Raw genomic sequence first — 22653 nt, forward strand, 5'->3', positions numbered from 1 at the left:
TTAAGTACTCCGTTACAGGTTAAAAATTACTAGTTCTGGTTATTGAATGAGATTAACTATCAGGACCTCATCATGAAACTAATCAGACTCAAAGATGTAATCGCATGCACAGGCTTAGCACGTTCAACAATCTATAAGTACATAGAAGAAGGGGTTTTCCCTAAGTCAGTATCATTAGGTGACCGTGCTGTCGCGTGGGTAGAAAATGAAGTGCAAGAATGGATATTAGAGCGGATTGAAGAACGAGACTTACGGAATGGAAAGGTTAGAGATTGAGGTATGGCATAAATGGAGAGCTTTTTGGCTCTCCATGACGTTAAGCTAAAATGTTTTAGCTATCCGATTCAACCGCCCACTTATAACCAGCAATAACACCAAGCAAAAATAATTCAACTATTGGCTTATGCATTATGAAGTTAAACATAGTTCTGCTCCTTTAATACTTGATAAATACTCACACCAACAGCAAATCCAGCAATAAACGCTATAGGCATAAAGCCTCCTTAATGAATCAGTAAAAAGTAAAAAGCAGCTGGTGGACAATAAATCCACCAGCTGCTTTACTGTCCGTTATTGGTTACAGCATAAAGATGATATATAGGTGAAAATGTTTTTAGTTCTGAAAGGAAAGAGTCTTAAATGACACCATGGCGTAAATTACGATTCTGTATTTTGAGTGCCTTTAATTTTAATATAAACAGTTATTGAATAACCAATCCCGTACATAGCTGCAAACATTCCCCAACCTGCGGCAGCTTCTAGATCCGTCTCAGCAAATGCTATCGTTAACACTAGGCATAATGAGAAAAAGACCATCCCTACAATTGACATAGTTTTGATGACTGACATGTATTACTCCTTTTAACATTGTTTTTGAGTACAACTGGTAAAGAAACCATAGCCATGACTCAGAATTTGATGAACTCATTAATAGGCTAAACTCAAATAACCTCTATAGAGGTCATATGGTAGTTCTTAGTGCGTGGTTAGTCTATCTGAATCTACGTGAAAATCATCAGATATTTATATTCTGGAGATCTCTGTGGATAATGATGAAGTGTTAAAGGTTGGTTTAGCATTCGGTAAAGCGGTAAAACTTCGTCGAATTGAGTTAGGACTTAATCAAGAGGAGCTGGCTGATCAAGCAGATCTTGCACGTTCCTTTATATCAGGTATCGAGCGAGGGGTGGCTAAAGCTACTGTTACTTCTGTATGGAAACTAGCTACTGCTCTTGATTGTAAACCTTCTGATATTTGGGTAGTTGCAGAACGTATATATCAGTCTTCGAGAATATATTAATGCGAGTGCTAAATGGAAATAAATAGTGGGCTATTAGGTTTCATATTGAACTAGAACGTTTGACTTTGGTTCATGAGTAGACATCTATTACTGAACGAATGATAAACCAACCTATCACCTAGTGACGGTATCGATAAATGTAAACCCCAATTTAAGTGATAAAAATTATCACTTAAATTGGGGTTTACATTTGAGTGCTTAATGTTTTTAAATTGATAATTTTGTGATTAACTTATGAAAGATTTGAGTTTTTAGCAATAACTTAAGGCGAAAGTCGTCATAGGGTAATAAAAGAGGGTAACAAAGTGCTTGACCTGTAAATGCAAATGATAATAAATATCATTCAGGTGCTGGTTGGATGTGTATACTCTTATGCTTTGCGAAAATTTACTCAGTTCTCAACTGCTTATACAAGCAGCTGTTTTTGGTATTCAAAACTCGTTTTTCTCACCAGCTACCCATGAAATATTTGTTTATGCTGGGTTTGACTTTCCCATTCTGGATACTGAACATCTTTTAATTTCAGATAAGACTTTTACCCACTACACCGGAGCCGCCTTCTGCTCTGTATTTCTCCTTTTAAACCGGTTAACTAATGATAATCCAGCGAGAACAGGAACAGTTTTAGACTCCAGTTCTGCAGATATTGCGGTCTCGATATTCTCCTACCGAGAGATAGCAAAAAATATTATTTTGGCAAGGAAATATCGCCCTGTTGGCCATCAATGGATCATTTATGGACGAATTAGCAAATTCTGCACATTATATTTACGACACTATATCGATTTAGCAAAACGGGAAACCTTAGTTTGCCTTATGAACGAATGCCCAGATGGGTTCTCGACACTGCCTGATATTGTTGAATTAGCGCATATCTATATGGTTATCGAAAGTGCATTAGACCAGAGCTTATCCCTAAGTTATGGGACACAAGTTACCTACCAAAATGTCCAAACCCTGATTCACAAAATGGCGACTTGCCAAGCAAAAACTCCCATTCTTATAACACCTGAACACCTGAACACCTGAACAGCAGAACTGCTGGCACTAGGGGCTTAAAACCGTCGAATGATTTAAAGACGTTAAAACATCAACTCTAAATACAAAAAGACCAAATGAAACTTAGGAAATACGTATGTTAAACAATAGAAATCTATTCACTTTGAACATGTTAGCACTTGCAGTGTCTAGCAGCTTGAGTAGTTCAACCGTTGTTGCTGAAACCCAAGAGATAGATCCAAAACCGGAAGTGATTGTTGTCACTGGTAGCCTATTAGGAAACTCTGAAGTTGCTGATCTTAAACATTACACAGGTAACCGCTCAATTATCACCTCAGATCAGATTGAACGAACTGCAGCCCGCTCTATCGATACTGCCTTACAACAGGTCCCAGGCATCAAGATTAAAGATGAAACTGGCACAGGCATTTTACCCAATATCTCGGTCCGTGGTTTAGATAGCAGTCGAAGTGGCTATGCACAAATATTACTGGATGGTATCCCGATGACGCTAGCTCCATACGGGCATACGGGGCAATCACTCTTTCCCGCCACCCTCTTTATGATCGATAGAATTGATGTCGCACGCGGTGGTGCATCGGTTCAGTATGGCCCCAACAACGTCGGCGGTGTGATCAACCTTATCTCTAAGCCCATCCCAGCAGATTGGGAAACCAGCTTCAATGAACGTATTACCTTCTTTGGTGACGGCCATAATCTATTTGATACAAATATTAGTACTGGCGGTGCAGTTAATGAAGATTTTTCTATGCGCTTAGATGGCAATATCACCCAGGGCGAGTCCTTTCGCGAGCACTCAGATACAGATATTAGAAATATAATGTTGAAGACAGTTTGGTATATCGACCAACAGAACAGTTTGGACACGACACTTCAATATTATAATGCCTTTTCAGAACTACCAGGGGCACTCAATACGTCTGCTTATAAAGCTGATAGAGCACAATCTCTTCGCCCTAATGATGAGTTTAAAGCCGAGACTAAAAGAGTGTCTATCAAATATAACCATGTACTAGATGACTCCACATTTATCGATTATGGCGAGTTTGATCTCATCACATTTGGTAATAAAAGTTCGCGCAATTTTCAATGGGACTTCTACGATAAGAACAAAGACGTAGATGGTGATTTAGGCAATCATTGGAGTGATACCACCCAAGACGCAACTCATTTGCGCAATTCCCCGCGAGAGTTCACAGTATTCGGAATGGAGCCTAAAGTTAGCTTACTTATCGACGGAGATATTAGTCAACATATCATCGCTGGCGTTCGTTATGTAAACGAAGATATCAGCTACCAACTCAATCATATAGATAAGTCGACGCAGGTGGTGGTCCGACCTCGTGACTGGCAGATGGATACCAATGCAATGGCCTATTACATCAGTAACAAGATTGGTTTCTTCGATGACACGTTATCGGTCACACCAGGCTTAAGATATGAAGATGTCCGCATGACCTTTACTAATATAGGACAAAATTACAGCCAAGATAACCATGTTAAAGAGTGGCTTCCTGGTATCACCTTAGGTTATGAGTTCTCCGACAACTGGTTTGGTTATGCCAATGCACAACGCTCTCTGCGGACGCCGCAAATTTCGCAGTTATGGCCAAAAGGTCAAACACTTGAGTCTGAGCTCTCCTGGAATTATGAAGCGGGTATACGCTTTACCCCCACTGAACGTAGTAACCTGAACCTGGCGTTATATCGCATCGACTTTAAAAACAAAGCTGAATATGACAGAAATATCAGCATGTTCGTTAATATCGGAAAAACCCGGAATCAAGGTGTCGAGTTAGAAGGAACCTATTCTCCTAAATCACTACCGGACCTCATCTTGACTGGCGCCTATAATTACTTGGACACAGAGCAACTGGATGGTCAGTTTGCAGGAAATCAGTTACCTTTTGTCTCTAAGCATCAACTTTCAGCCAGTGTACTCTATAGCATTCATGAAATAGATCTAGGTCTTCTGGCTTATTACTACAGCAAGTCATTTTCCGACCTGGCTAACACAGTCGAAGAGAATGTCTCTGGCACAGCAGGAGAGATCCCTGACTACACAGTGGTGAACTTTAATATAAGTACTGAGTTTTTCAAACAAAACAGCTATGGGCTAAAAGTGGGCTTATCAGTTAATAATCTATTTGATAATGAGTATTACTTTAGAGGATTGGACGTGTCACCAGCTGGTCGTGTACCGTCCCCTGGACGTTCATTTAGTCTAGATTTAGGCTATACATTCTAAAGATAATCATTCGGATGAAAGGCAAGGAAACGGAGGTAGCTCTACAAAAGTGAAGCTACCTCTCTAATATTTTAACAATAAAACTTTCGATTAAACTCTGAAATACTGATTTATAACTATATGTTTTATATTGTGAAAAGTTAGTCTCCGTTAAAGACCTTCAAAAACTCATGTGCGGTTGTTCCGCAAACAATACAGACTTGTTCTAACTCTAAAATTCTAAGTTGTCGTTCACCACTTTCGTATTTAGATACGAAGCTTTGTGGTTTGTCTAACTTTTGAGCAAGTTGGCTTTGGCTTAAGCCCGCACTTTTACGCATCACTTTTAAAGTATTGCGAAGAGATTCCTCTCTTTCAGACCATTTATTATTTTTCATGGTCTGATGATATTTTAGATTGCAACATATCCCGTATTGGGATATATTTTGTGTGTTGCACTTGTAATTAGCTCCATGCTTAAGGAATATAGTTATAAATTTTAGGTGGTTATCTATAAGTGTAGAAGCTAAATGTTCTGATTGCGGCTTTTTAGACGATATTATTCGTTGGGGATGACTCCTGTTTTCGTTATTCGAAGTGTTATATTTTATAAGAAGGCCTCAGAGGTCTTCTTTGCTATCTAGTAGAACTTTATTCTATTTATTTAAATTTCTACTCTATTATCAAGTATAGAAGCTCTAAATATGTTGCTTTACATTTCAAATGATAAATTTCACAAGGTTGATGTCAAATGCTTAACAGTGTGAGTTGTTCTATAACAAATATGGTTTGTTTGTTACAGAATCTTATATTTACATTACTGATATATATACAATAGTTTGGTTGTATGTATAATGCGCACCCTGCTTATATGAGTAAGGTAAAAATCGTAGTTCAACTTTATTATGAATGTTTCTATCTTTTATTTATTGAGTGATAGCTTGATTAGGCTATGCTTAACTATGTGGTGCGTAATTGTAAATGTTAAATAAAGTATTTGCGTTTATCTTTGTAATGATACTTATTTTCATTTCTTATTTTATAACCAGCTCATTAGGTAAAGTGAAAGATGAGGAACGTTTATCTAATACTATTACTGATTTAAATAAAGCAGCAGAGATCATTTTTAATGGTGCATTGATTTCATCTGAAGTATTAAAGGAAATGATTGAACTTTCTGAGGATGAAAATTTCACATTAAAAAAATTCAATCGAGCAGCTAAAAAACTACTTGAAGGCTATAGTCATGTAGATTCAATACTCCTGCTGCCAAATGGCGTAGTGTCTTATGTTTATCCTTATGATGATAATAAAAATGCAATTGGACATGATATTCTAAGTGATGAAAACAGAAAGTTAGGCAGCATGGAGGCAATATCAAAAAAAGATGTCATCATTATCGGCCCAGTCAAATTAGTTCAGAATGGAAAGCAAGCTTTTATTGTTAGAAGAACGGTTCGAACGGATAATGGATTTTGGGGATTTATATCTTCAATAGTGTATTTAGAATCAATAATTGATGTTGTGGATAATGTACTATCAAAACATGGTGTTGATAGCTATTTAGTCTTAGGTTACAACCCTGATTGTAAGGGGGGGAATGAAAAGCTGATAACTTCAAAAGGAAGCTTGGAAGGTTTACCATTAAAAGGTGTGGTTCGTGTTTTCAACACTAGGTGGGAGTTAACTGTATCTAAAAGTAATTCAGATATCTATTTTAAAACTTTAGTATATATCTCACTGTTAACCCTGTTTTTATTAGTACTTTTACCTATAAGGTACTTTAAAAAATATCAAGCTAGTGAGAAGCAAAAAATTATATTTGAGAGCGAGGCTCATACTGATTTTTTAACCGGTTTGCTGAATAGACGCGGGTTTGAACACAGAATTAAAACTTTCCATAACGTAGTGGATTATGGTTCTGTTGCTATCTTAGATATCGATTTTTTTAAGAAAATCAACGATACGTATGGCCACGATGTTGGTGATGAAATTTTGGTAGGCTTTGTTAACTTTTGTAGAGAGCAAGTTTCAGATAAGTACGCCTTATGTAGAAGTGGAGGGGAAGAGTTTATACTGCTAATGCCCGCAACAAAAACTGAACAAGCTAAAGAGGTATGCGATCAATTAAGATTAATGGTTTCAAGGGGCAACTTTGTAGTTGAGAACTTGAGTGTAGAGGTGAGAATAAGTGTTGGTATTGCAGGTTACCGAGATACTAACGAGATAAAGAGTGCTCTGACTTTAGCTGACAAGGCTTTGTATAGAGCTAAGCAAGAGGGAAGGGATCGTGTTTATGTTAGCTAGTTTTCACTACGCTATCTAGATAAATTGAAAGGTACATTTACCTAGATAGTTTGAACAAGTTTTTCTACTGATAGTATTCGAGGCTGGCTTGATTAAGCGTTGTGCTTACAGTTTTTCAAGATCGTATAGTACATTTTGGCGGTAGACTCATGCTGCATTTTTTCATAAGTCGTCACTAAGTGATAAGACGGAGATTTATGATCCGGTATCTCTATATTGAAAGGTTTTATTAACCGTCCATTATTCAATTCTGTCTGTACCAGAATGCTATTTACGTAGGCTATTCCTCCGCCTTGCATTGCTGCTTCAATGGATTGGATAGAGTTCTGAAAAGTTAGTTTTTGCTGTGTTAAGTTGTTACTTAATAGATTCAGCCTTTGTAATACAATATCCCATTGCACTAGTCGATTATTGGTATAGATCAGTGTACTTTTATCGATAGTTTCTTGATCAAAGTGATGTCCTTTGTCCTTCAGGTAATCTGGGTGACAAACGGGAATCATGGTCTCATCAAATAAATGAACCGAGTACATATTTTCCCAAGTATCGTAACCATATCGAATAGCTAAATCTAAGTCTGATTTTGAAAAATCTAAGTAGTCTAGTGTATCAACAAACTCGATGTTGCTGTTGATGTTTGACTTTGCGTCATTCATTAATACTGCCAATAACCAATTCTTAAGTAGAGATGGCGGTACAGCAATCCTAATTTTTGGTCTTTTACCTTCAATTCCAAGATCAATAGTAGCTTCTTCGATATTCTTGAGGATTATAGAGATCCTTGAGTAATACCTAAGGCCATAATTCGTTAACTGTATCTGTCTATTTCCTCTAATGAAAAGAGATTTCCCTATAAACTCTTCTAGTTTATTTATTTGATGACTTACTGCACCGGGTGTAATATTTTGCTCGGCTGCCGCTAATTTAAAACTCTGAAAACGTGCAACAGATTCAAAGTAAATGATAGATTTTATTGGTGGGAGTGTTCTCATTTTATTCGATTCTTCTGAAAGTAATAATGTCAATTAAAATCAACTGTCAGTTCATTTTAATTACTTATGTTTATTGCCTTGTCAGTTTAGTTTTTCTATTTTTAATCAAAATAACTAAACTGACAGGATAATTAAAATAAACCGTTTATTTGTCAGTTTAATTTAATTACTTTGATGTATGTTAATGTTTAACTGTGTGCCGTAAATGTTATTTAGATCTCATTATAAAATTCTTTTTAATTTATTATCTTTCAAGCGTTCTAACTAGAAAGTAGTAGTTGGTAATGAGTGCTTTACGTTTTAATTGTATACATTTTTACGTGCTTTACTCTTTTTTGCCTTTTCATTTATCAATGGGAAGGAGGATCTGACGACAATAATGGTTTCTTAATTATTGAGTTACTACTTTTTCTAAGAACAACAATAAGTTTTTTAGCTCTATTTATAAAAATACTATTTAAAAGGTAAGTTGATGAAACTAATAGCATTATTGTCATTAGTTATTTGTGCAAGCTTTTCTGCTCATGCTGCAGATAATCTTGTCAAATTTCATAATGAGTCGGGCATTGAGTGTAAAGATTGTCACACAACAGGAGTAGATAACATTCAAGATAGTCAGCTTGAACAAGATCAAGCATGTGTTTCTTGTCACGGAGATCTAAATGCCATGGCTACGCAGGAGTTAAAGGAGAAAGATTTATCCGTTCATCATAATCATTTAGTTGATATTGGCTGTACTTCTTGCCATTCAGGTCATACAGAACCTGTGATGAACTGTATCACTTGTCATCAGAGCTTCTCTGAAAAGTTCGAAATGCCTTTCTTGCATGGCAAGTTAGAAGCGTCTAATAAATTTGATGAGGTCGTTCAAGTGCAATTAACTGAAGCGATCATGGCAGGACCTGTTGAAACACATCAGATGATTATCATTGGTGCTGGTTCCGCAGGATACTCTGCTGCGGTTCAGGCAAAGATGTCTGGTTTAGATGATATTGTGATTTATGAGAAACAACCATACATAGGTGGTAACTCTCAACTATCAGCAGGTGGTTACTCTGCAGCTGAAACAATAACTCAGGCACGTTTAGGATATAAGGATGGTGTAGAGCAGTTTTATAACGACACAATGAAAGGTGGTCACAATATTAATGATCCTAAGCTAGTAAAGAAGCTGACAGGAGATAGTGCCGATGGGATTAGCTGGTTGGTAGCATTAGGAGGAGACTTTTCAGCTGCTAGACGTGGAGGTGGGCATACAGCTGACAGGCTTCATAGACCAGCAGGAGGTAAGAAAAATGGGCCTGAATTGATATCAGTACTTCAACGTAATTCAGATGCATTAGGTGTGAAAGTAGAAACCAATAACAAGGTATTGAAGATAGTTCGTGCTAAGAGTGGTGAAATTGCAGGAGTTGTCGTACAAGGCAAGCACTCAGGACTTCGTTTCATAGCTGCTCCAACAGTTGTATTGGCTACAGGTGGCTTTGGTTGGAATAATAAGTTAGTTGCACAATACAGGCCTGACTTGCTTGGCACACCTTCTACCAATGCTCCAGGGAATACTGGTGATGGTATTGGTCTAGCTAAGGAGATAGGCGCGAAGATGGTTGACCTTAAAGAGATCCAAACGTTCCCAACTGCTGGTAATGGAGTGCTAGTAATTACAGGGACAATACGTGGAGCAGGAGCTATTTTGCTAAATCACCAAGGAAAACGTTTCTGCGATGAGATGGGACCTAGGGATAAAGTTTCTGAATGTATTTGGAAGTTAAAAGAAAAAAGTGCTTGGTTAGTTTGGGATGACACGATAATGAATGAAGTCGGTCAAGTTAAAGGGCTTGAACCTTTAGGTATGCTCACCAAAATTGAAAACTATGATGATTTTAAGAAGGTCAATATCGATCCTTCTGTTGCAAAAGAATCTATTGAGCAATACAACATGTACCAAAAAGATGGAACAGATCCAGATTTTGGGCGTGAGTTTATGGCACGTTCACTTAAGTTCCCATTATATTTTGTTGATACAGCTCCTGCTATTCACCACACTATGGGAGGCGTGGGAATAACGCCAGAAGCTCAGGTTAGAGATGAAAATGACCAGGTTATTCCTGGTATGTTCGCAGCTGGTGAGGTTACAGGCGGGGTTCATGGCGCAAACCGCTTAGGCGGAAATGCGATTGCTGATACTGTTGTCTTTGGCCGCCAAGCTGGTAAGTCAGCTGCACATTACATTATTAATAAAAGCAACTAATTAGTAATCGGTTCAAATAGAGCAAGCTTTATGCTTGCTCTATTTTTTACCGTCATACACCTAGAACTTTAAGCTCAGTTATTAACCTAATTGAATTAATTATTATAAAGCTGGTGTTAATTGGTAATGTTTTTCAATAACATTAAAGAAGTTTTTAAGCGAAGGGGACTCAACAAAAGCTGCATTCAGATCGCCCCAAGGTTTCAACTCCGATTTATCAGCTTTGCCATTCTTTATTGCATGATAAAAATAGACCATGGCTGATGCTCGCCAATTAACCGCACAATGGACTAGCACATCTTGCTCGGCAACAGATAACCTATCCATCACAGCAATAAAGTGTTCCATTGTGGCAACAGGTGCAGTCGACTCAAATGCAACGGTGTAATGAATTAAGCCACTCGCACGCGCACTTTTGGGGTCGGCAATAAATCCATTTTTCTGATCCCACTCACTATCATGTGGAATAAGATTAATAACCGTATCCACCCCTGCCACCTTTAACTGCGCGTAATCACTCGACTTAGGTAAACCAGCGCTAATGAGATGATCATTGTGGCTATACATATTGCTCATTTGCGGTAACTTTGCCTGTTCGATATTTGCCAAACTATTTACGCTGAAAAGGCTCAAACTTATTGCGAATAGATATTTCATGTTAATTCCACTTGGTTGATAGTGGCGTTAGGATATATCCCTCAAGCATATGCCAAGGAGAGACAACTACGGTGATCTGTCCCAAATAAATTAAATTTATTCCGCTGAAGAGAAACTAAATTGCCTCCTACTTATCTATATTCTATAACGAATTAATAGAGATCAAAGTGTGATGCAGCAAGGTGAAGTCGGGCAGGGTGATCAGACAAAACAGAATATCGTAGCTGCATTAATGCAAAGCTTACGTTCGGTAACCTATCAACAAGTTAAAGTGGGCGACTTAATGCGGCGCGCAGCCATTGCTCGAAGCACATTTTATCGCCATTTCAGTTCAAAGTTGGATGTTTTACTCTTGCTCCACTCGGGCCGATTTGAACAAATGTTGATTGACTATCAAACCGAGTCCGATTGGTTAGCTGAACAGGCTGGTGATAGCTTGAGGGTATTTATCAAACAGGTGAAAACCAATAGTCAATTACGCCGCTCACTGGGCTATACCTTAGGGGCAGACCGTGAAATGGCCACCAATAAAATCACCCTGCTAATTGAAAAGAAAATAGAAGCTAGCCTGCGCAAAGCGTTTGGTTCAAAAGCACTTACAATCCCATTTTCTATACTTAGTTTGGCCATTGCAGCAAATATTCATAGCCAAGTTAAAGCACTAAAGGAACAGGTTTCAGCAAATGATATTGATCAGTTTATTGATCAATTACACAGGCTAAATCGCGGCCTAATCACAGCGGCTTTACCACAAGATTTGTGAATCGTCACAGATAATCGCGGGACTATACATAAATACTAACTCAATGAATGGTTATGAGATTTATAAGTTGAAAGTTGCTCTAAAGGAGCCATCTGATTCTATAAGGATAAACAGGCTTTTTTGAAGGGCCTTAGTCGTACTAGCTTAAGATGACTAGAGTATTATTGATTGGTGTTGATTCTACATATTCCCATGTATATCTAAAGTCATATTAGGCAAAGCTTTACTACGCAGGTATCAACAAACATTCGTATATTGATACCTGTTTTCTATATCAAAGTGTGGTATCAAATGATGATGACCGTACTATCAGTGAAACGGTTTCAGGATCTGTTGAAGTGATGAAGCGCAAAAAGTTCAAGTTGTTAAAAAATCACCAGATGGAAAGTGACGATATGTTGGTTGTCTTAAAGCTAGATCATTTAGGACGAGATAACATAGGCGTACAAAACACAATTTAAATGCTTACAGTTAAAGGCATCAAGGTTGCCAGTCTTGATCTCCCCGTAGCAGATCTTTCAAGCGCTTAGGTAAGTTGATGCTGCTGATCTTTTCAGCCTTTGCGGAGTTCGAGCGAAACAGGATTAGAGAGCGAACAAAAGAAGGTCTTGAGCGAGCTAAAGCTCAAGGCAAGAAGCTGGGTAGGCCATAAGCCCGCGCCACAACTCTTTCAGTTCAAGCAAAGAAAGCAGAGGGCTTGTTTCAATCTAAAGCAGTAGAAGCTTAGGTTTGGGAATTGCCTCCGTAAAAAGGCACTGGAACAAGTAAAGCTCAATATATAATTTTCTGCTGTTTGACATATTATGGCAGTACCTTGCGAGGTTACTGAGCATCGTAATGAGGCTTGAACCGTGTGTGGTGAAAGTAGCCACATAGGTTCTTAGGAAAGCAGCACTTGGTAACAGGGATCAATCCTTGTTAGAAAAAATACTGCTATGTAAGCTCCCATACGAGTTTATAGATACTAAAGCTTATGAGAACTCTCGACGCTTGATTTCGTTCTACAACATTCCCTTCTATGCAAGAATATGGGAATGCAGATTTATATCGAGCAGTTTTAAGTGATATCCATAGAAAAATCTTAAATGTTCTTTTAAAGCAATGGGGTGAAAGTGATAATTCAGCTAGATAATCAAGCAGACAAGAGCCTTATAGTGCTGCTATTGAATAAGACGTTAGCTACTTATAAAATATCTCAAGTAAGGTGAACAATGAAGGATTTAGTTGACCACTTCATGCCATATATAATAAGAAAGAGAAAAAACCAACAAAAAAAACCATCCCAACTTCGACCATACATAATAATAGTTTTGAAGCGCATAATGACTCCGCCATACCATATTCTACCGGAAGAATCTGCTCTACAACATTGTCCTTAACTTTATCGCTCACCCTATTACACTTGTCTTCTTTCATAATATACACCTCATTATTTATAAGTAATATTCATTAACCAAGCATATTTTTTCTTTACACATTCTATGCCTAACCACAGCTCTACAATAAAAAATTCAAAGTGTAAGTTTCTTATACCAGTTTTCATAGAGTTACAATAACAAGGTACTCAAGTGTTACAAATATGTGATTAATAGATAAGCGAAGTTCTGAAACAAACCACTCCCACAAAATGGCATGTGTCAAGTTTTAATATTAGCTAAACGTTAATGCCAACATAATCGCGCCCTTCTTAATAGTACTTAAAGTAAATGATATTATTGTATATCTTTTTAGTTTTGGGAATAAGTCGGAGCAAATTATTCTATCACCTTTGGTAAGTGATATTTTATTTATGGGAAATAAAAATGTCTTTAACTCATATTCTTCTTTACCTATAACAAGTTTTATTTTTTTGTACGGTAACCAAAGAAACTGTTTGAAGATGAGCTTGTTATCTTTCTTACAGGAAAGTTCCCCACTAACGATCTTATATCTAAATACAATAATGTCCTCTTTCACGTTCAATTTTTTCTCATAAGTAAACATAGAGTCTTTCTGCCGTAAATGTATAAACTACATATATCAAAGAAGTCGATACAAGTAGGGCTGGAAATTTATCAGCCCTATAATTCAACTATACGCTATTGTTACCAAGCGTCATTATAAAGTGTTGAGCTAGCCCAGCCTAATGCTACACGGCCAGCAAATATTGCTACGGGAATCCACCCACCATTCACTTGCTCTATTTCATTCATTGTTAACTCTTGCATAATATCTTTCTTAATTTAAACTCTTTAACGTTATGTTTGCCTAAGTACTTAGCTTCTCGATTAGAGCAACCAGACCTTAAGCGACAGACCAAGGGGGCGGTTTCCCGCTAAAGATGCCGCGCCCTTGCTTTTAACTGATGAAATACTTCGTATTTTTTGCTAGATACTTCACCAATTAAAATTCTTTGCATTTTTAAATTTGCTACTGTCCACCCTCCACCCTCAACTAATTGTTGCATCTCCTCCTGCGTAAAGACCTTTCCTTGATGCATCACCAGCACTCGCTTGGCTTGTTTTATGGTCTCTGGCCTCTGGCCTATGAGCAATAATTACTCGAGTCATTTTCAAATGTTTTATCTGCTCACTGATTTTGGCTTCATTTTCAATGTCCAGATGACTGGTCGCTTCATCCATAAACAGTAAACTAGGTTGTTGGTACAGTGCTCTTGCCAACAAGAGTCGTTGAACTTGCCCACCTGAGAATTGACTGCCCATATCCCCCACAAGGGTGTTGTACCCCATGGTCATTTTACTGATATCACCATCAATGGCTGCCACTTGAGCGCACTGTTGCATCCGCAGATAATTAGGCTCAGGGTCAAAAAAAGTCAGGTTATCCGCAATAGAGCCTGATAATAGGGTGTCATCTTGCATCACTGCCGCAATTTGCTGGCGATACTGGGTTAAGCCGATTTGAGTAATATCTTGCCCATCAAGTAATATGCGCCCCTTACTTGGCATGAGTAGGCCCAGCATCAATTTAACTAATGTCGTTTTTCCACAGCCAGACTCACCAACAATAGCGACCGACTCATTAGAATTAATGATAAATGACACGTTATCAATGATATTAGGTTCATTCTCACCATAGTTGTAACTCACCCCCTCCATTCTGAGCTGACCTTTAACATGAGTTAAAAGCGTTAACCCTTCACGATTGACTTCTTGTTTATGTAAAGCGATATCTGAGATACGATCTAAATGAAGCCGCAACATACGAAATAGAATTAACTGTTCAATTAGGCTCGCTACACGCTCTGTTAACTGATTTTTATATGCAATAAAAGCTAACACCATGCCTATAGTAAGCCCACCACTCATTACCACCGTGGCAGCTAAGTAAATGACAATAATATTCTCTAAACCAAATAAAAGTTTATTCATCGCATCAAAGCTGATGTTTAACTTACCTAGCCGAATATCTGCATTAATCACTTCACTGTATCGGTTTTGCCATAAACTCTGTCTTTGTGGCTCACAGGCAAATAGCTTTATGGTCTGAATACCGCGTATATTTTCAAGGAAATTAGTTTGTTCCTTCGCGTTGGCCTGTATTGATTCTTCTGTCGCACGATGAAGAGGGCGATACAGTGCAAAACGCAGTAAAGCGTAAATAGCGATAGCGGCAACCACAACCAGAGTCAATTTAACGCTATAAATTAACATCATCACTAAAACGGCTATTGACATCACACCATCAACAACGGTTTCAACAAGCCCAGTGGTAAGTCTCTCTCGCACTTGAGCAAGGGATCCAAAACGTGACACTAGAGCACCTATATGACGTTTTTCAAAATAACTCATCGGTAGTCTAAGTAAGTGCCGAAGCAAATTAACGCCCATTTGCATATTGAGTAAACTAGAAATCCTCAATACCAACCAACTACGTACCCCCGTTGTGACAACGTTGATGATGGCGAGTATGCTAAAGCCTAATGCCAATACGATAAGCAGTGGTTTATCTTGACTAATAAGGACTTCATCAACAACCCATTGCATGTAATAGGGGGTAACGAGTGCAAATACTTGTAATAGAACAGATAAAACAAATAGGGCTGATAGTGTTTTACCAATCCCCGTCATTTTGTTCCACAACTGCGATAAGTGCATCTGTTGGCGTTCATCTTTCTGTTCAAACGCTTTAGTGACGGTGAGCTCTAATGCGATCCCGGTAAAGTGTTGTGCAAAATCCTTAAAGGGTAATTTCTTTTTACCTAATGCGGGATCGTTAATGCTGGCTCCAGATTTAGTCACTCCAGTAAGCACAACAAAATGATTCATGTCCCAGTGCAATACGCAAGGCAATGCAAGCCTTCCAACATCTTCGAGTGGGCATTTCAATGCGCGACTGGCTAATCCTAAGTTATCCGCAAGAGCGATTAACTGTTGTAAGCTCATCCCTTTTAAATCAGCAGTAAATCGTTTTCTAAGGGCAGCCATATCAAGTTTATGGCCGTGATAACTCGCGACCATAGCCACGCATGCAAGACCGCATTCAGCCATTTCAGCTTGTAAAATAAGTGGGACTCGTTTTTTACCTGAAAATTCTAATAACTCTAAAGGATCGCTAGGTTGATTAAGTGAGGTATCGTTCATTAGCCAACTCGTCCTTGTAAGCTGTAAATAGGATCAAGTAACCTATCAAGTAAACTTCGTCTATCGAGTACGATATCAGCCTCAAGTAACATGCCACTTTTTAATGGGAATTGATCGCCATAAGCCAGCATACTTTGCATTGATAATAGTGTTCTTATTCGATAAACAGGCTCTGACAATGTAACGGGGACACTTGCTTCGCCATCAAGTAACAAGGCTTTATCAATCCGAGATACACGGCTACTCAAAAAACCAAAGCGCTGATAAGGAAAGGCATCAAGTCGAAGCCTAGCTTCATCACCTGATTTAACAAAACCAGCACTACGAGAGGGTAAAAGCAACTCTGCCACCAATTGAGCCCCTTCAGGGATCAAGCTCATTAAGGGGCGATTAGTGACGATAAACTCACCCTCTACAACTTGAATTGAAGTGACAGTTCCTGCATCCGTTGCACGAATAACATATCTATAGTTGTTTTCAGTTTCATTAATTTGACGCTGAAGTTCCGATCGTTGTCTTGCTCTATCACTGTCCTTAAGTGCATATTGGCTTGGTAATAGCGTTAACGCGGCACGAGCAGTGTTGAGCTGGCTTTGTATTTGTACTTGATTCGATTTTAAGCTTTCAATTTCTTGTCTAATATTAATTAGTTTTTCTTGTTGGGTCTGATAATCAAGCGTGGATAAAAAGCCCTCGTTATAGAGTTTTTCATGTTGAGTTTGTTGTGAAAATTGAAGCTGTAACTTATCAACAAGCAACATATCTAAATTGTCTAATACTGAAAGCGCAGCATAATGATCTGTTATTTCCATATTAAGGCGTTCAGTATCATTTGACTGCATGGTTTTATTAACAGCTTCTTCAGTATTGAGTAGCTTAAGCTGTTGGTTCAACTCATCCATTAAGGATTCTCTTAGCTCTTCTCCTGATAGCATGCTTCGTCTTAATACAATCGTTGCAAGAATAGCCCCCTCTTCAACGTTATCACCTTCAGAGACATGTAACTTTTCAATGTTTCCACTACGATCAGCATAAGTTTTAATCAATCCCTTATCTGGAACTAAATAACCACGGACGGTCTCTTTACGGGCGTAGTGAGAAAAAGAAAGGAATAGGACAATAACCACGATAATGATTAACAAAATGGAAGTTGAAAAATAAATGGAGATAGGTTGCGCTAAAGAAATATCACCATGCAACTTTTGTTTCTGTGCATCAACAGCTTGTCGACGAAAGAATGCAGACATACAACATCCTTATTCTCAAAAACATATCATGGACTTGATAAATGAGTTATTACATTCAATTTACTGACAATACAAAGTAGGCAGTTATGCATTTAAAACATGTGATTAAATTTTAGTCAACAACTTATTCCACATTACGAATAACGACACTCATAACCTGACAACCTCGTTACATATTTAGATGTTTTCTTGCATTTATAAATATATAAAACAAGTTGCATTTAGTAATCCAAAGAGCAGTGATATGATATAAACCATAGAAAACAATTAGATGGGTTGGGTTAGGTTCTTCAAGTTAAGTAAATACCCTTAATACTCATATTTTTATTGTGGTTAATGTTCAAACTGTGGTTAATGTTCAAACTGTGGTATTAGTGAAATCACAAGGGAATTACTGGTAAAAACAATCAGGAGTAAGACAATGCAAGAATTAAAAGATATTAAAATAGAACAAGTGAACGGTGGGTTTTGGCCATTTGTCGGTGGAGTAGCTGGAGGAATAGTCGGGAATTATATTTATGAAAGTATAGGAGGCTCTTCTGGTATTAACTCTGGGTTTTCAGCGTGGGGAAATTGGTCCACAAATAGAGCTCGGCTGATGCAAGATAGACGTTAACAAGTAAACCTACACCTTGTTTATACTAAAAAACAAGGTGTACTGACATAAAGGTAATTATATGGGTAAAAAACATTTAATATCTAGCTTAGGGGTTAGAGTTGGCGTTATTTTTTACCAATTAATAATAAATAACAGTATCGTTGTAATTGATTTGTTTTTTATTGGCTTTTTATCCTTCTTGGTTTCTTATATATTATTATTTATTAAAGATCTTTTAACAGGAAAGTCCTAAACAGGTAATGAAATACTTTATTTTATCAGCTGTTTTTGCCAACAGTTATGTCGCAAACTCACATCGAGCAGCTATAAATTGAGGAGAATGGATCTCTCTGATACGGTTAGGCCACTAAAGAATTAACTTGTTCCCATGAAGTCATATTTTCAATGGTGTCCATTTGTCCTTGCTTAATCATGGACCAAAGCTCAACTCCAACGAGTGTCCATTCGGCGCCTTCCCAAGATTTCCATCCTAAACATTGATGCATTTTACCTTTCACTTTTCGATAACTCTGCTCAACAATATTCTCCAAATATTTAACGGCAAGAACCTCAATGATGAATAGCATGTGGCCAGATAATCAAAGACGAGTATTGATGGCTTCTAATGCTACAGCATTCACACCACTTTTATCAATGACGACCTTAATCAGGTAAACCATGTTGGTTGATAGCTTTATTGAAAAACGCCCGTGCCGCTGGCTCATCGCGGGTTTCACTCAAATAGAAATCGATAATAGCGCCGTATTTTTTCATGGCATGATAATCGTAAACCCAGCGACCTTTAACTTTTACGTATGCCTGATCCATTCGCCAAGAGTCTGATACCCGGTATTTTTTTCTGAATATCACTTCGAGTTGCGGTGAATATTTGTTAACCCAACGGCTTAGCGTTGAGTGGTCAAAATGGATATTTCGCTTAGCAAACATCTCCTCTATTTCAAGATAACTGAGTTTATAAGCCAACTCATCAGTTTGCGACAGAGCCTATCGCTTGGACGCTGCCAAACAAAAAATGCCAGTAAGCTTAGCTTACCGGCATTATAACCATGACTAGATTAGTAAAGATGATTATATTAATTGTGCTCTAATTAATATTAGACTAGGCTCTAATTTATTCGCCTCATTGGTACCGATAATTCCTCCATTATTCGATCCCCATGCAACTACCGAACCGTCTACTTTAACTGCAGCGAAAGATCCGCCAGTTGAATGAATAATCTTCACATTTGAATTTTCGGCAGTGACGGAAGCAGGTGCATTGGTCCCTCCATTATATTTGCTCCCCCACGCTATCACTGAACCGTCAGTTTTAACTGCAGCAAAGGCTCGGGTGGTTAAGTAAATAGCCTTTATGTCAGAACCCGAGGCCGTGATGGATTCAGGAGCACAGGTGTAGGAGCTGCTATCAGATACTCCCATACAGCCACCAGCCTGACTATCTCCCCAGGCAACTAACGTTCCATCGCTTTTAACTGCTAAGAAAGCATTGTCGTTTGAATATATTTTCTGTACGTCTGAGCCTGGAGCTGTGACGGATGTTGGTGCACAGTTGCTAGTTTCGCCCATGCAGCCACCAGAATCGTTATCTCCCCATGCTACTACCGAACCATCGGTTTTAACTGCTGAGAAAGTATATCTGGTTGAATAAATCGCCTGTACATTTGAGTTAGGAGCTGTGACGGATGCTGGTGCACAGTTGTTATTTGTGCCCATGCAGCCACCATAATTTTGGTTTCCCCACGTTACCACCGAACCGTCAGATTTAACTGCTGCGAAGGCTCCATTATTTGAATAAATCGCTTGCACATTTGAGTTAGGAGCAGTGACGGATGTTGGCGCACAATAGCTAAAGCCTCCCGTCGTGCAGCCACCATTGGACTGACTCCCCCACACTCCTACCGAATTGTTATATTTAAGTGCTGCAAAAGAATCATTAGTTGAATAAATCGCCTTTACGCTAGAGATGTCAGTATCTTCTGGTATGTTGCCCCCGTTGGTATTATGTCCCCATGCTATCACTGAGCCATCAATTTTAACTGCCACAAAGGCAAAGTCATTTGAATAAATAGTCTGCAGGTTGGAGATAGATATTGGTGCGCCAGAGCCACCAGCCGTTTCTGACCCCCATGCTATCACTGAGTTGTCGGTTTTAACTGCCACAAAAGCAGTGCCATTTGAATAAATTTTATCTACATTAGAATCAGGCTCAGTAACGGATGTCGGTGCTTCGCCCCCGCTATTTGTACGTCCCCATGCTATCACTGAACCATCAGTTTTAACTGCCGCAAAGGCAACGGAATTTGAATAAATATCCCGCAGGTTGGGGATAGATGTTGGCTCGTTATCGCCGCCATCCCAATTTCCCCATGCTATCACGGAGTTGCCGTCTTTAACTGCTGCAAAAGCTCCTTTGGTTGAATAAATACTCTCTACGTGCGAGATAGTATATTCAACAACATTTTCTGGGGTCTGTTGTCCTACTTTATCGATTCCTGTTACAGTTAGTGTCACATTGTGAAGACTATTAAAAGGCTGATAATCATAGCTTGATAAAGTTGAGACAGGGAGTCCGTTAATGTTCCATTTATATTGGTATTCAGTACACAAGTCACAAGTCACCTTAGCAGTAAGTGTGCTGCCGATAGTCGGTGTGCCCTCAATTGCTAACGCTGTTATCTCAGGAGCGGGTGGTTTGAGAATAGTTATAGTTATAACACCCATTGCATAATTCACTGGGTCGTGATCGTCCTTTACCACATACACCAGTTTGTCTTCGCCATATTTTCCAGTCGTTGGCGTGTATGTCAGTTGACCTTCCTCAACCTTTACAGTGCCAAGCACTCCACCCTCCACCTTGAACAACGTAGCTGTTTTGCTGATTTGAGACTGCCAATCAAGAATAACTGGAGTGTCATATTCTATTTGCATAGTGAAATCAGCGGCATTCAGGGCGTCAGAGGGGGTAACTGTAATGACGACAACACCTTGAGTACTTAATTCACTATCAGATACTGTGTATGTCAGAACATCAACTCCAGTAAAATTTTTTGGTGTGTATGTAATAGTGTGATTGGTCAATGTAGCTGTTGCGGATGAACCTGGTGCAGATAGATTTGATACAGCCAACTTAGTTGAGGCAGTTTCTGCATCATAAATCACATCATCGAGATTGATAATTACGGCTTCGTTACTTAGCGTAGTCGCATTCTTTATGGATGCGGTGGGTGCACTATTACTGACTACAGCATTGAAGTTAACAGTGATGGTGCTCATGGCATACCCACCTTTGTTATCTGTAACCACATAGCTGAATTTATCAATCAGTCCTTGACTGGGTGATGGTGGGGTATAGTTGACCGTTAGTGGGGCTTCCGGGCTGATACTTACTGTCCCCTTAGCACTGAGTACACGGATAATATGAAGTGTATCTCCATCATCATCATGTACATAATTCGCGACATCAATCACAAGAGGATTCTCATCGCCTTCCAATTCACCAGACACTTTGATTTCAGTGGCCGTGGGCACTTTATTTGCCGGTGTCTTGTCGCTCACTGTAACCGTTACAGTTCCGGCGGCGTAGCCTTGTCTGTTATCAGTCACCACATAGGTAAACTGGTCAACCCCAATGAAACTGCCAGATGTATAGCGAATGAGCGTATCATCATATTCAACTGCTCGACCATTGCCATCAAAAACGTGGCTGATCCTCAGTGAGTCACCGTTTTCATCACTAATCAACGGTTTGTCTAGTAAATCAAGCGTCCAAACCGGCATAGTGTTGTCAATGCTCATTAAAAAGTTACTGGCTTCAGGTGCAATGTTTGGCATTTCAGGGTCAATATCCTCTGAACTTATCACTACATAGGCAATAGCGTAACCACCATTGCCATCCTCGACACTGAACATCGCTTGGTCAACACCTATATAACCCGCTGGCTTAAAGGTTAAGGAGTATCTGTTTTCTGCCAGTGAAAAACGCCCAGAGGTACTAATTAACTGCTCAATCGTTAACGCGTCACCATCAGCATCGAAAATATACTTTTGTAAATTAATGTTGATGTTTTGAGTGCTTCCCGTTTTCAGTGTGATATTCTCAGCTGTCGGAACGGTGTTGTCTTTGGGCTTCGCATTAACAGCCACCAAAACATGAGAGGTGGCTACTTTACTGCCGCCCTGCACCTCATAATCCAGTGACGTGACACCCGCCATCTGAGCTAAATAGTTAAATGTGCTGTTAGTTTCATTAGATATATATCCCAACCCATTGGTATCAAGTACCTCCTTCAATGACCAAGTTGCAATGCCCACAGATTCAACAGAGTGAGTCAGGTCAACTTGTCGGTTCTCACCTTCCACTAGTATCATAGCTTGCGGAAATGCACGTAGATATTCAACCACTGGAGGTGGCTCTGGCGGGGAAGGCTTGTCTATCAAGCCTTCATTATCACCGCAACCTATTAATGCCACATTCAGTGAGGCAGCCATAAGACAGAAATAAAATTTATTGTTCTTCATATATAATACTCGCTTATTACGGGGGTATAATCACCGCTCTGGGGAAAAGATTGAATTTATTTTTGAATGGTTGGAATCATCTCAAAAGATCGCACTTGCATGTCGACTCGGCGATTCATAGCCCGACCCGCTTTAGTGGCATTATCTGCAATGGGTAGGCTTTCACCTG

The 22653-nt window shown here is 38.9% G+C and carries 19 protein-coding genes and 1 pseudogene; 10 read left to right on the forward strand and 10 right to left on the reverse strand.

Annotation, left to right across the window (positions count from 1 at the left end):
- Positions 1-72 precede the first annotated feature (72 nt).
- Entirely contained in the window at positions 73-276 is a 204-nt protein-coding gene (locus HWQ47_RS08455; protein WP_269970715.1) for a helix-turn-helix transcriptional regulator, read from the forward strand.
- Between the two features lie 381 nt (positions 277-657).
- Here the strand turns inward: HWQ47_RS08455 and HWQ47_RS08460 are convergent, their stop codons facing one another.
- Entirely contained in the window at positions 658-849 is a 192-nt protein-coding gene (locus HWQ47_RS08460) for a hypothetical protein (RefSeq protein ID WP_269970716.1), read from the reverse strand.
- Positions 850-1042: 193 nt separating this feature from the next.
- Between HWQ47_RS08460 and HWQ47_RS08465 the strand changes: the two genes are divergently transcribed.
- From HWQ47_RS08465 to HWQ47_RS08475, 3 genes are all read left to right on the forward strand, one after another.
- Positions 1043-1300 (forward strand): helix-turn-helix domain-containing protein, encoded by a 258-nt coding sequence (locus tag HWQ47_RS08465; protein WP_269970717.1) that lies wholly within the window; start codon positions 1043-1045, stop codon positions 1298-1300.
- Between the two features lie 354 nt (positions 1301-1654).
- Complete coding sequence (locus HWQ47_RS08470) at positions 1655-2329, forward strand: hypothetical protein (protein ID WP_269970718.1); 675 nt, start codon at positions 1655-1657, stop codon at positions 2327-2329.
- Between the two features lie 106 nt (positions 2330-2435).
- The gene (locus HWQ47_RS08475) at positions 2436-4568 is read left to right on the forward strand and encodes a TonB-dependent receptor family protein (protein WP_269970719.1); all 2133 of its coding nucleotides are present in this window, start codon (positions 2436-2438) and stop codon (positions 4566-4568) included.
- 140 nt (positions 4569-4708) lie between these two features.
- Here the strand turns inward: HWQ47_RS08475 and HWQ47_RS08480 are convergent, their stop codons facing one another.
- Positions 4709-4945 (reverse strand): helix-turn-helix domain-containing protein, encoded by a 237-nt coding sequence (locus HWQ47_RS08480; protein ID WP_269970720.1) that lies wholly within the window; start codon positions 4943-4945, stop codon positions 4709-4711.
- 583 nt (positions 4946-5528) lie between these two features.
- Between HWQ47_RS08480 and HWQ47_RS08485 the strand changes: the two genes are divergently transcribed.
- On the forward strand, positions 5529-6854 hold the full coding sequence (locus HWQ47_RS08485) for a sensor domain-containing diguanylate cyclase (RefSeq protein WP_269970721.1): 1326 nt from the start codon (positions 5529-5531) through the stop codon (positions 6852-6854).
- Between the two features lie 92 nt (positions 6855-6946).
- On the opposite strand, the gene HWQ47_RS08490 is transcribed toward HWQ47_RS08485, so the two are convergent.
- Entirely contained in the window at positions 6947-7846 is a 900-nt protein-coding gene (locus tag HWQ47_RS08490; RefSeq protein WP_269970722.1) for a LysR substrate-binding domain-containing protein, read from the reverse strand.
- 472 nt (positions 7847-8318) lie between these two features.
- Here HWQ47_RS08490 and HWQ47_RS08495 point away from each other — a divergent pair, with 472 nt between their 5' ends.
- A complete protein-coding gene (locus HWQ47_RS08495; RefSeq protein ID WP_269970723.1) occupies positions 8319-10097 on the forward strand; it encodes a flavocytochrome c in 1779 nt (592 codons plus the stop codon).
- 102 nt (positions 10098-10199) lie between these two features.
- Here the strand turns inward: HWQ47_RS08495 and HWQ47_RS08500 are convergent, their stop codons facing one another.
- Complete coding sequence (locus tag HWQ47_RS08500) at positions 10200-10754, reverse strand: beta-lactamase hydrolase domain-containing protein (protein ID WP_269970724.1); 555 nt, start codon at positions 10752-10754, stop codon at positions 10200-10202.
- 172 nt (positions 10755-10926) lie between these two features.
- On the opposite strand from HWQ47_RS08500, the gene HWQ47_RS08505 reads away from it, so the two are divergent.
- Both HWQ47_RS08505 and HWQ47_RS28060 read left to right on the forward strand, forming a co-directional pair.
- On the forward strand, positions 10927-11517 hold the full coding sequence (locus tag HWQ47_RS08505) for a TetR/AcrR family transcriptional regulator (protein ID WP_269971700.1): 591 nt from the start codon (positions 10927-10929) through the stop codon (positions 11515-11517).
- Positions 11518-12055: 538 nt separating this feature from the next.
- Complete coding sequence (locus HWQ47_RS28060; RefSeq protein WP_442802092.1) at positions 12056-12169, forward strand: recombinase family protein; 114 nt, start codon at positions 12056-12058, stop codon at positions 12167-12169.
- Positions 12170-12750: 581 nt separating this feature from the next.
- On the opposite strand, the gene HWQ47_RS08515 is transcribed toward HWQ47_RS28060, so the two are convergent.
- The 4 genes from HWQ47_RS08515 to HWQ47_RS08530 form a co-directional block, all read right to left on the reverse strand.
- Positions 12751-12933: a hypothetical protein gene (locus tag HWQ47_RS08515; RefSeq protein WP_269970725.1), complete on the reverse strand. Its 183-nt coding sequence runs from the start codon at positions 12931-12933 to the stop codon at positions 12751-12753.
- Between the two features lie 668 nt (positions 12934-13601).
- Complete coding sequence (locus HWQ47_RS08520) at positions 13602-13724, reverse strand: class IIb bacteriocin, lactobin A/cerein 7B family (protein WP_269970726.1); 123 nt, start codon at positions 13722-13724, stop codon at positions 13602-13604.
- Positions 13725-13946: 222 nt separating this feature from the next.
- The gene (locus HWQ47_RS08525) at positions 13947-16100 is read right to left on the reverse strand and encodes a peptidase domain-containing ABC transporter (protein WP_442802091.1); all 2154 of its coding nucleotides are present in this window, start codon (positions 16098-16100) and stop codon (positions 13947-13949) included.
- On the reverse strand, positions 16100-17347 hold the full coding sequence (locus HWQ47_RS08530) for an HlyD family secretion protein (RefSeq protein ID WP_269970727.1): 1248 nt from the start codon (positions 17345-17347) through the stop codon (positions 16100-16102). The genes HWQ47_RS08525 and HWQ47_RS08530 overlap by 1 nt, the downstream gene beginning before the upstream one ends.
- Before the next feature lie 421 nt (positions 17348-17768).
- Here HWQ47_RS08530 and HWQ47_RS08535 point away from each other — a divergent pair, with 421 nt between their 5' ends.
- Together HWQ47_RS08535 and HWQ47_RS08540 are read left to right on the forward strand one after the other, a co-directional pair.
- The gene (locus HWQ47_RS08535; protein ID WP_269970728.1) at positions 17769-17963 is read left to right on the forward strand and encodes a hypothetical protein; all 195 of its coding nucleotides are present in this window, start codon (positions 17769-17771) and stop codon (positions 17961-17963) included.
- A gap of 61 nt (positions 17964-18024) precedes the next feature.
- A complete protein-coding gene (locus tag HWQ47_RS08540) occupies positions 18025-18198 on the forward strand; it encodes a hypothetical protein (RefSeq protein WP_269970729.1) in 174 nt (57 codons plus the stop codon).
- Between the two features lie 177 nt (positions 18199-18375).
- On the opposite strand, the pseudogene HWQ47_RS08545 reads toward HWQ47_RS08540, so the two are convergent.
- Positions 18376-18929 (reverse strand): annotated as a pseudogene (locus HWQ47_RS08545) (IS6 family transposase); the annotation flags it as partial.
- A 105-nt stretch (positions 18930-19034) separates the two neighbouring features.
- Positions 19035-22484: an Ig-like domain-containing protein gene (locus HWQ47_RS08550; protein ID WP_269970730.1), complete on the reverse strand. Its 3450-nt coding sequence runs from the start codon at positions 22482-22484 to the stop codon at positions 19035-19037.
- Between the last annotated feature and the right edge of the window lie 169 nt (positions 22485-22653).

Origin of the sequence: Shewanella sp. MTB7 (genome assembly GCF_027571385.1) — a bacterium.
Lineage (GTDB): Bacteria > Pseudomonadota > Gammaproteobacteria > Enterobacterales > Shewanellaceae > Shewanella.

Coding starts and splice junctions, on each gene's coding strand:
- HWQ47_RS08475 (WP_269970719.1), top strand. CDS start 2,436: ATGTTAAACAATAGAAATCTATTCACTTTGAACATGTTAGCACTTGCA.
- HWQ47_RS08455 (WP_269970715.1), top strand. CDS start 73: ATGAAACTAATCAGACTCAAAGATGTAATCGCATGCACAGGCTTAGCA.
- HWQ47_RS08480 (WP_269970720.1), bottom strand. CDS start 4,945: ATGAAAAATAATAAATGGTCTGAAAGAGAGGAATCTCTTCGCAATACT.
- HWQ47_RS08525 (WP_442802091.1), bottom strand. CDS start 16,100: ATGAACGATACCTCACTTAATCAACCTAGCGATCCTTTAGAGTTATTA.
- HWQ47_RS08550 (WP_269970730.1), bottom strand. CDS start 22,484: ATGAAGAACAATAAATTTTATTTCTGTCTTATGGCTGCCTCACTGAAT.
- HWQ47_RS08505 (WP_269971700.1), top strand. CDS start 10,927: ATGCAGCAAGGTGAAGTCGGGCAGGGTGATCAGACAAAACAGAATATC.
- HWQ47_RS08540 (WP_269970729.1), top strand. CDS start 18,025: ATGGGTAAAAAACATTTAATATCTAGCTTAGGGGTTAGAGTTGGCGTT.
- HWQ47_RS08460 (WP_269970716.1), bottom strand. CDS start 849: ATGTCAGTCATCAAAACTATGTCAATTGTAGGGATGGTCTTTTTCTCA.
- HWQ47_RS08495 (WP_269970723.1), top strand. CDS start 8,319: ATGAAACTAATAGCATTATTGTCATTAGTTATTTGTGCAAGCTTTTCT.
- HWQ47_RS08515 (WP_269970725.1), bottom strand. CDS start 12,933: ATGAAAGAAGACAAGTGTAATAGGGTGAGCGATAAAGTTAAGGACAAT.
- HWQ47_RS08535 (WP_269970728.1), top strand. CDS start 17,769: ATGCAAGAATTAAAAGATATTAAAATAGAACAAGTGAACGGTGGGTTT.
- HWQ47_RS08500 (WP_269970724.1), bottom strand. CDS start 10,754: ATGAAATATCTATTCGCAATAAGTTTGAGCCTTTTCAGCGTAAATAGT.
- HWQ47_RS08490 (WP_269970722.1), bottom strand. CDS start 7,846: ATGAGAACACTCCCACCAATAAAATCTATCATTTACTTTGAATCTGTT.
- HWQ47_RS28060 (WP_442802092.1), top strand. CDS start 12,056: ATGCTGCTGATCTTTTCAGCCTTTGCGGAGTTCGAGCGAAACAGGATT.
- HWQ47_RS08485 (WP_269970721.1), top strand. CDS start 5,529: ATGTTAAATAAAGTATTTGCGTTTATCTTTGTAATGATACTTATTTTC.
- HWQ47_RS08530 (WP_269970727.1), bottom strand. CDS start 17,347: ATGTCTGCATTCTTTCGTCGACAAGCTGTTGATGCACAGAAACAAAAG.
- HWQ47_RS08520 (WP_269970726.1), bottom strand. CDS start 13,724: ATGCAAGAGTTAACAATGAATGAAATAGAGCAAGTGAATGGTGGGTGG.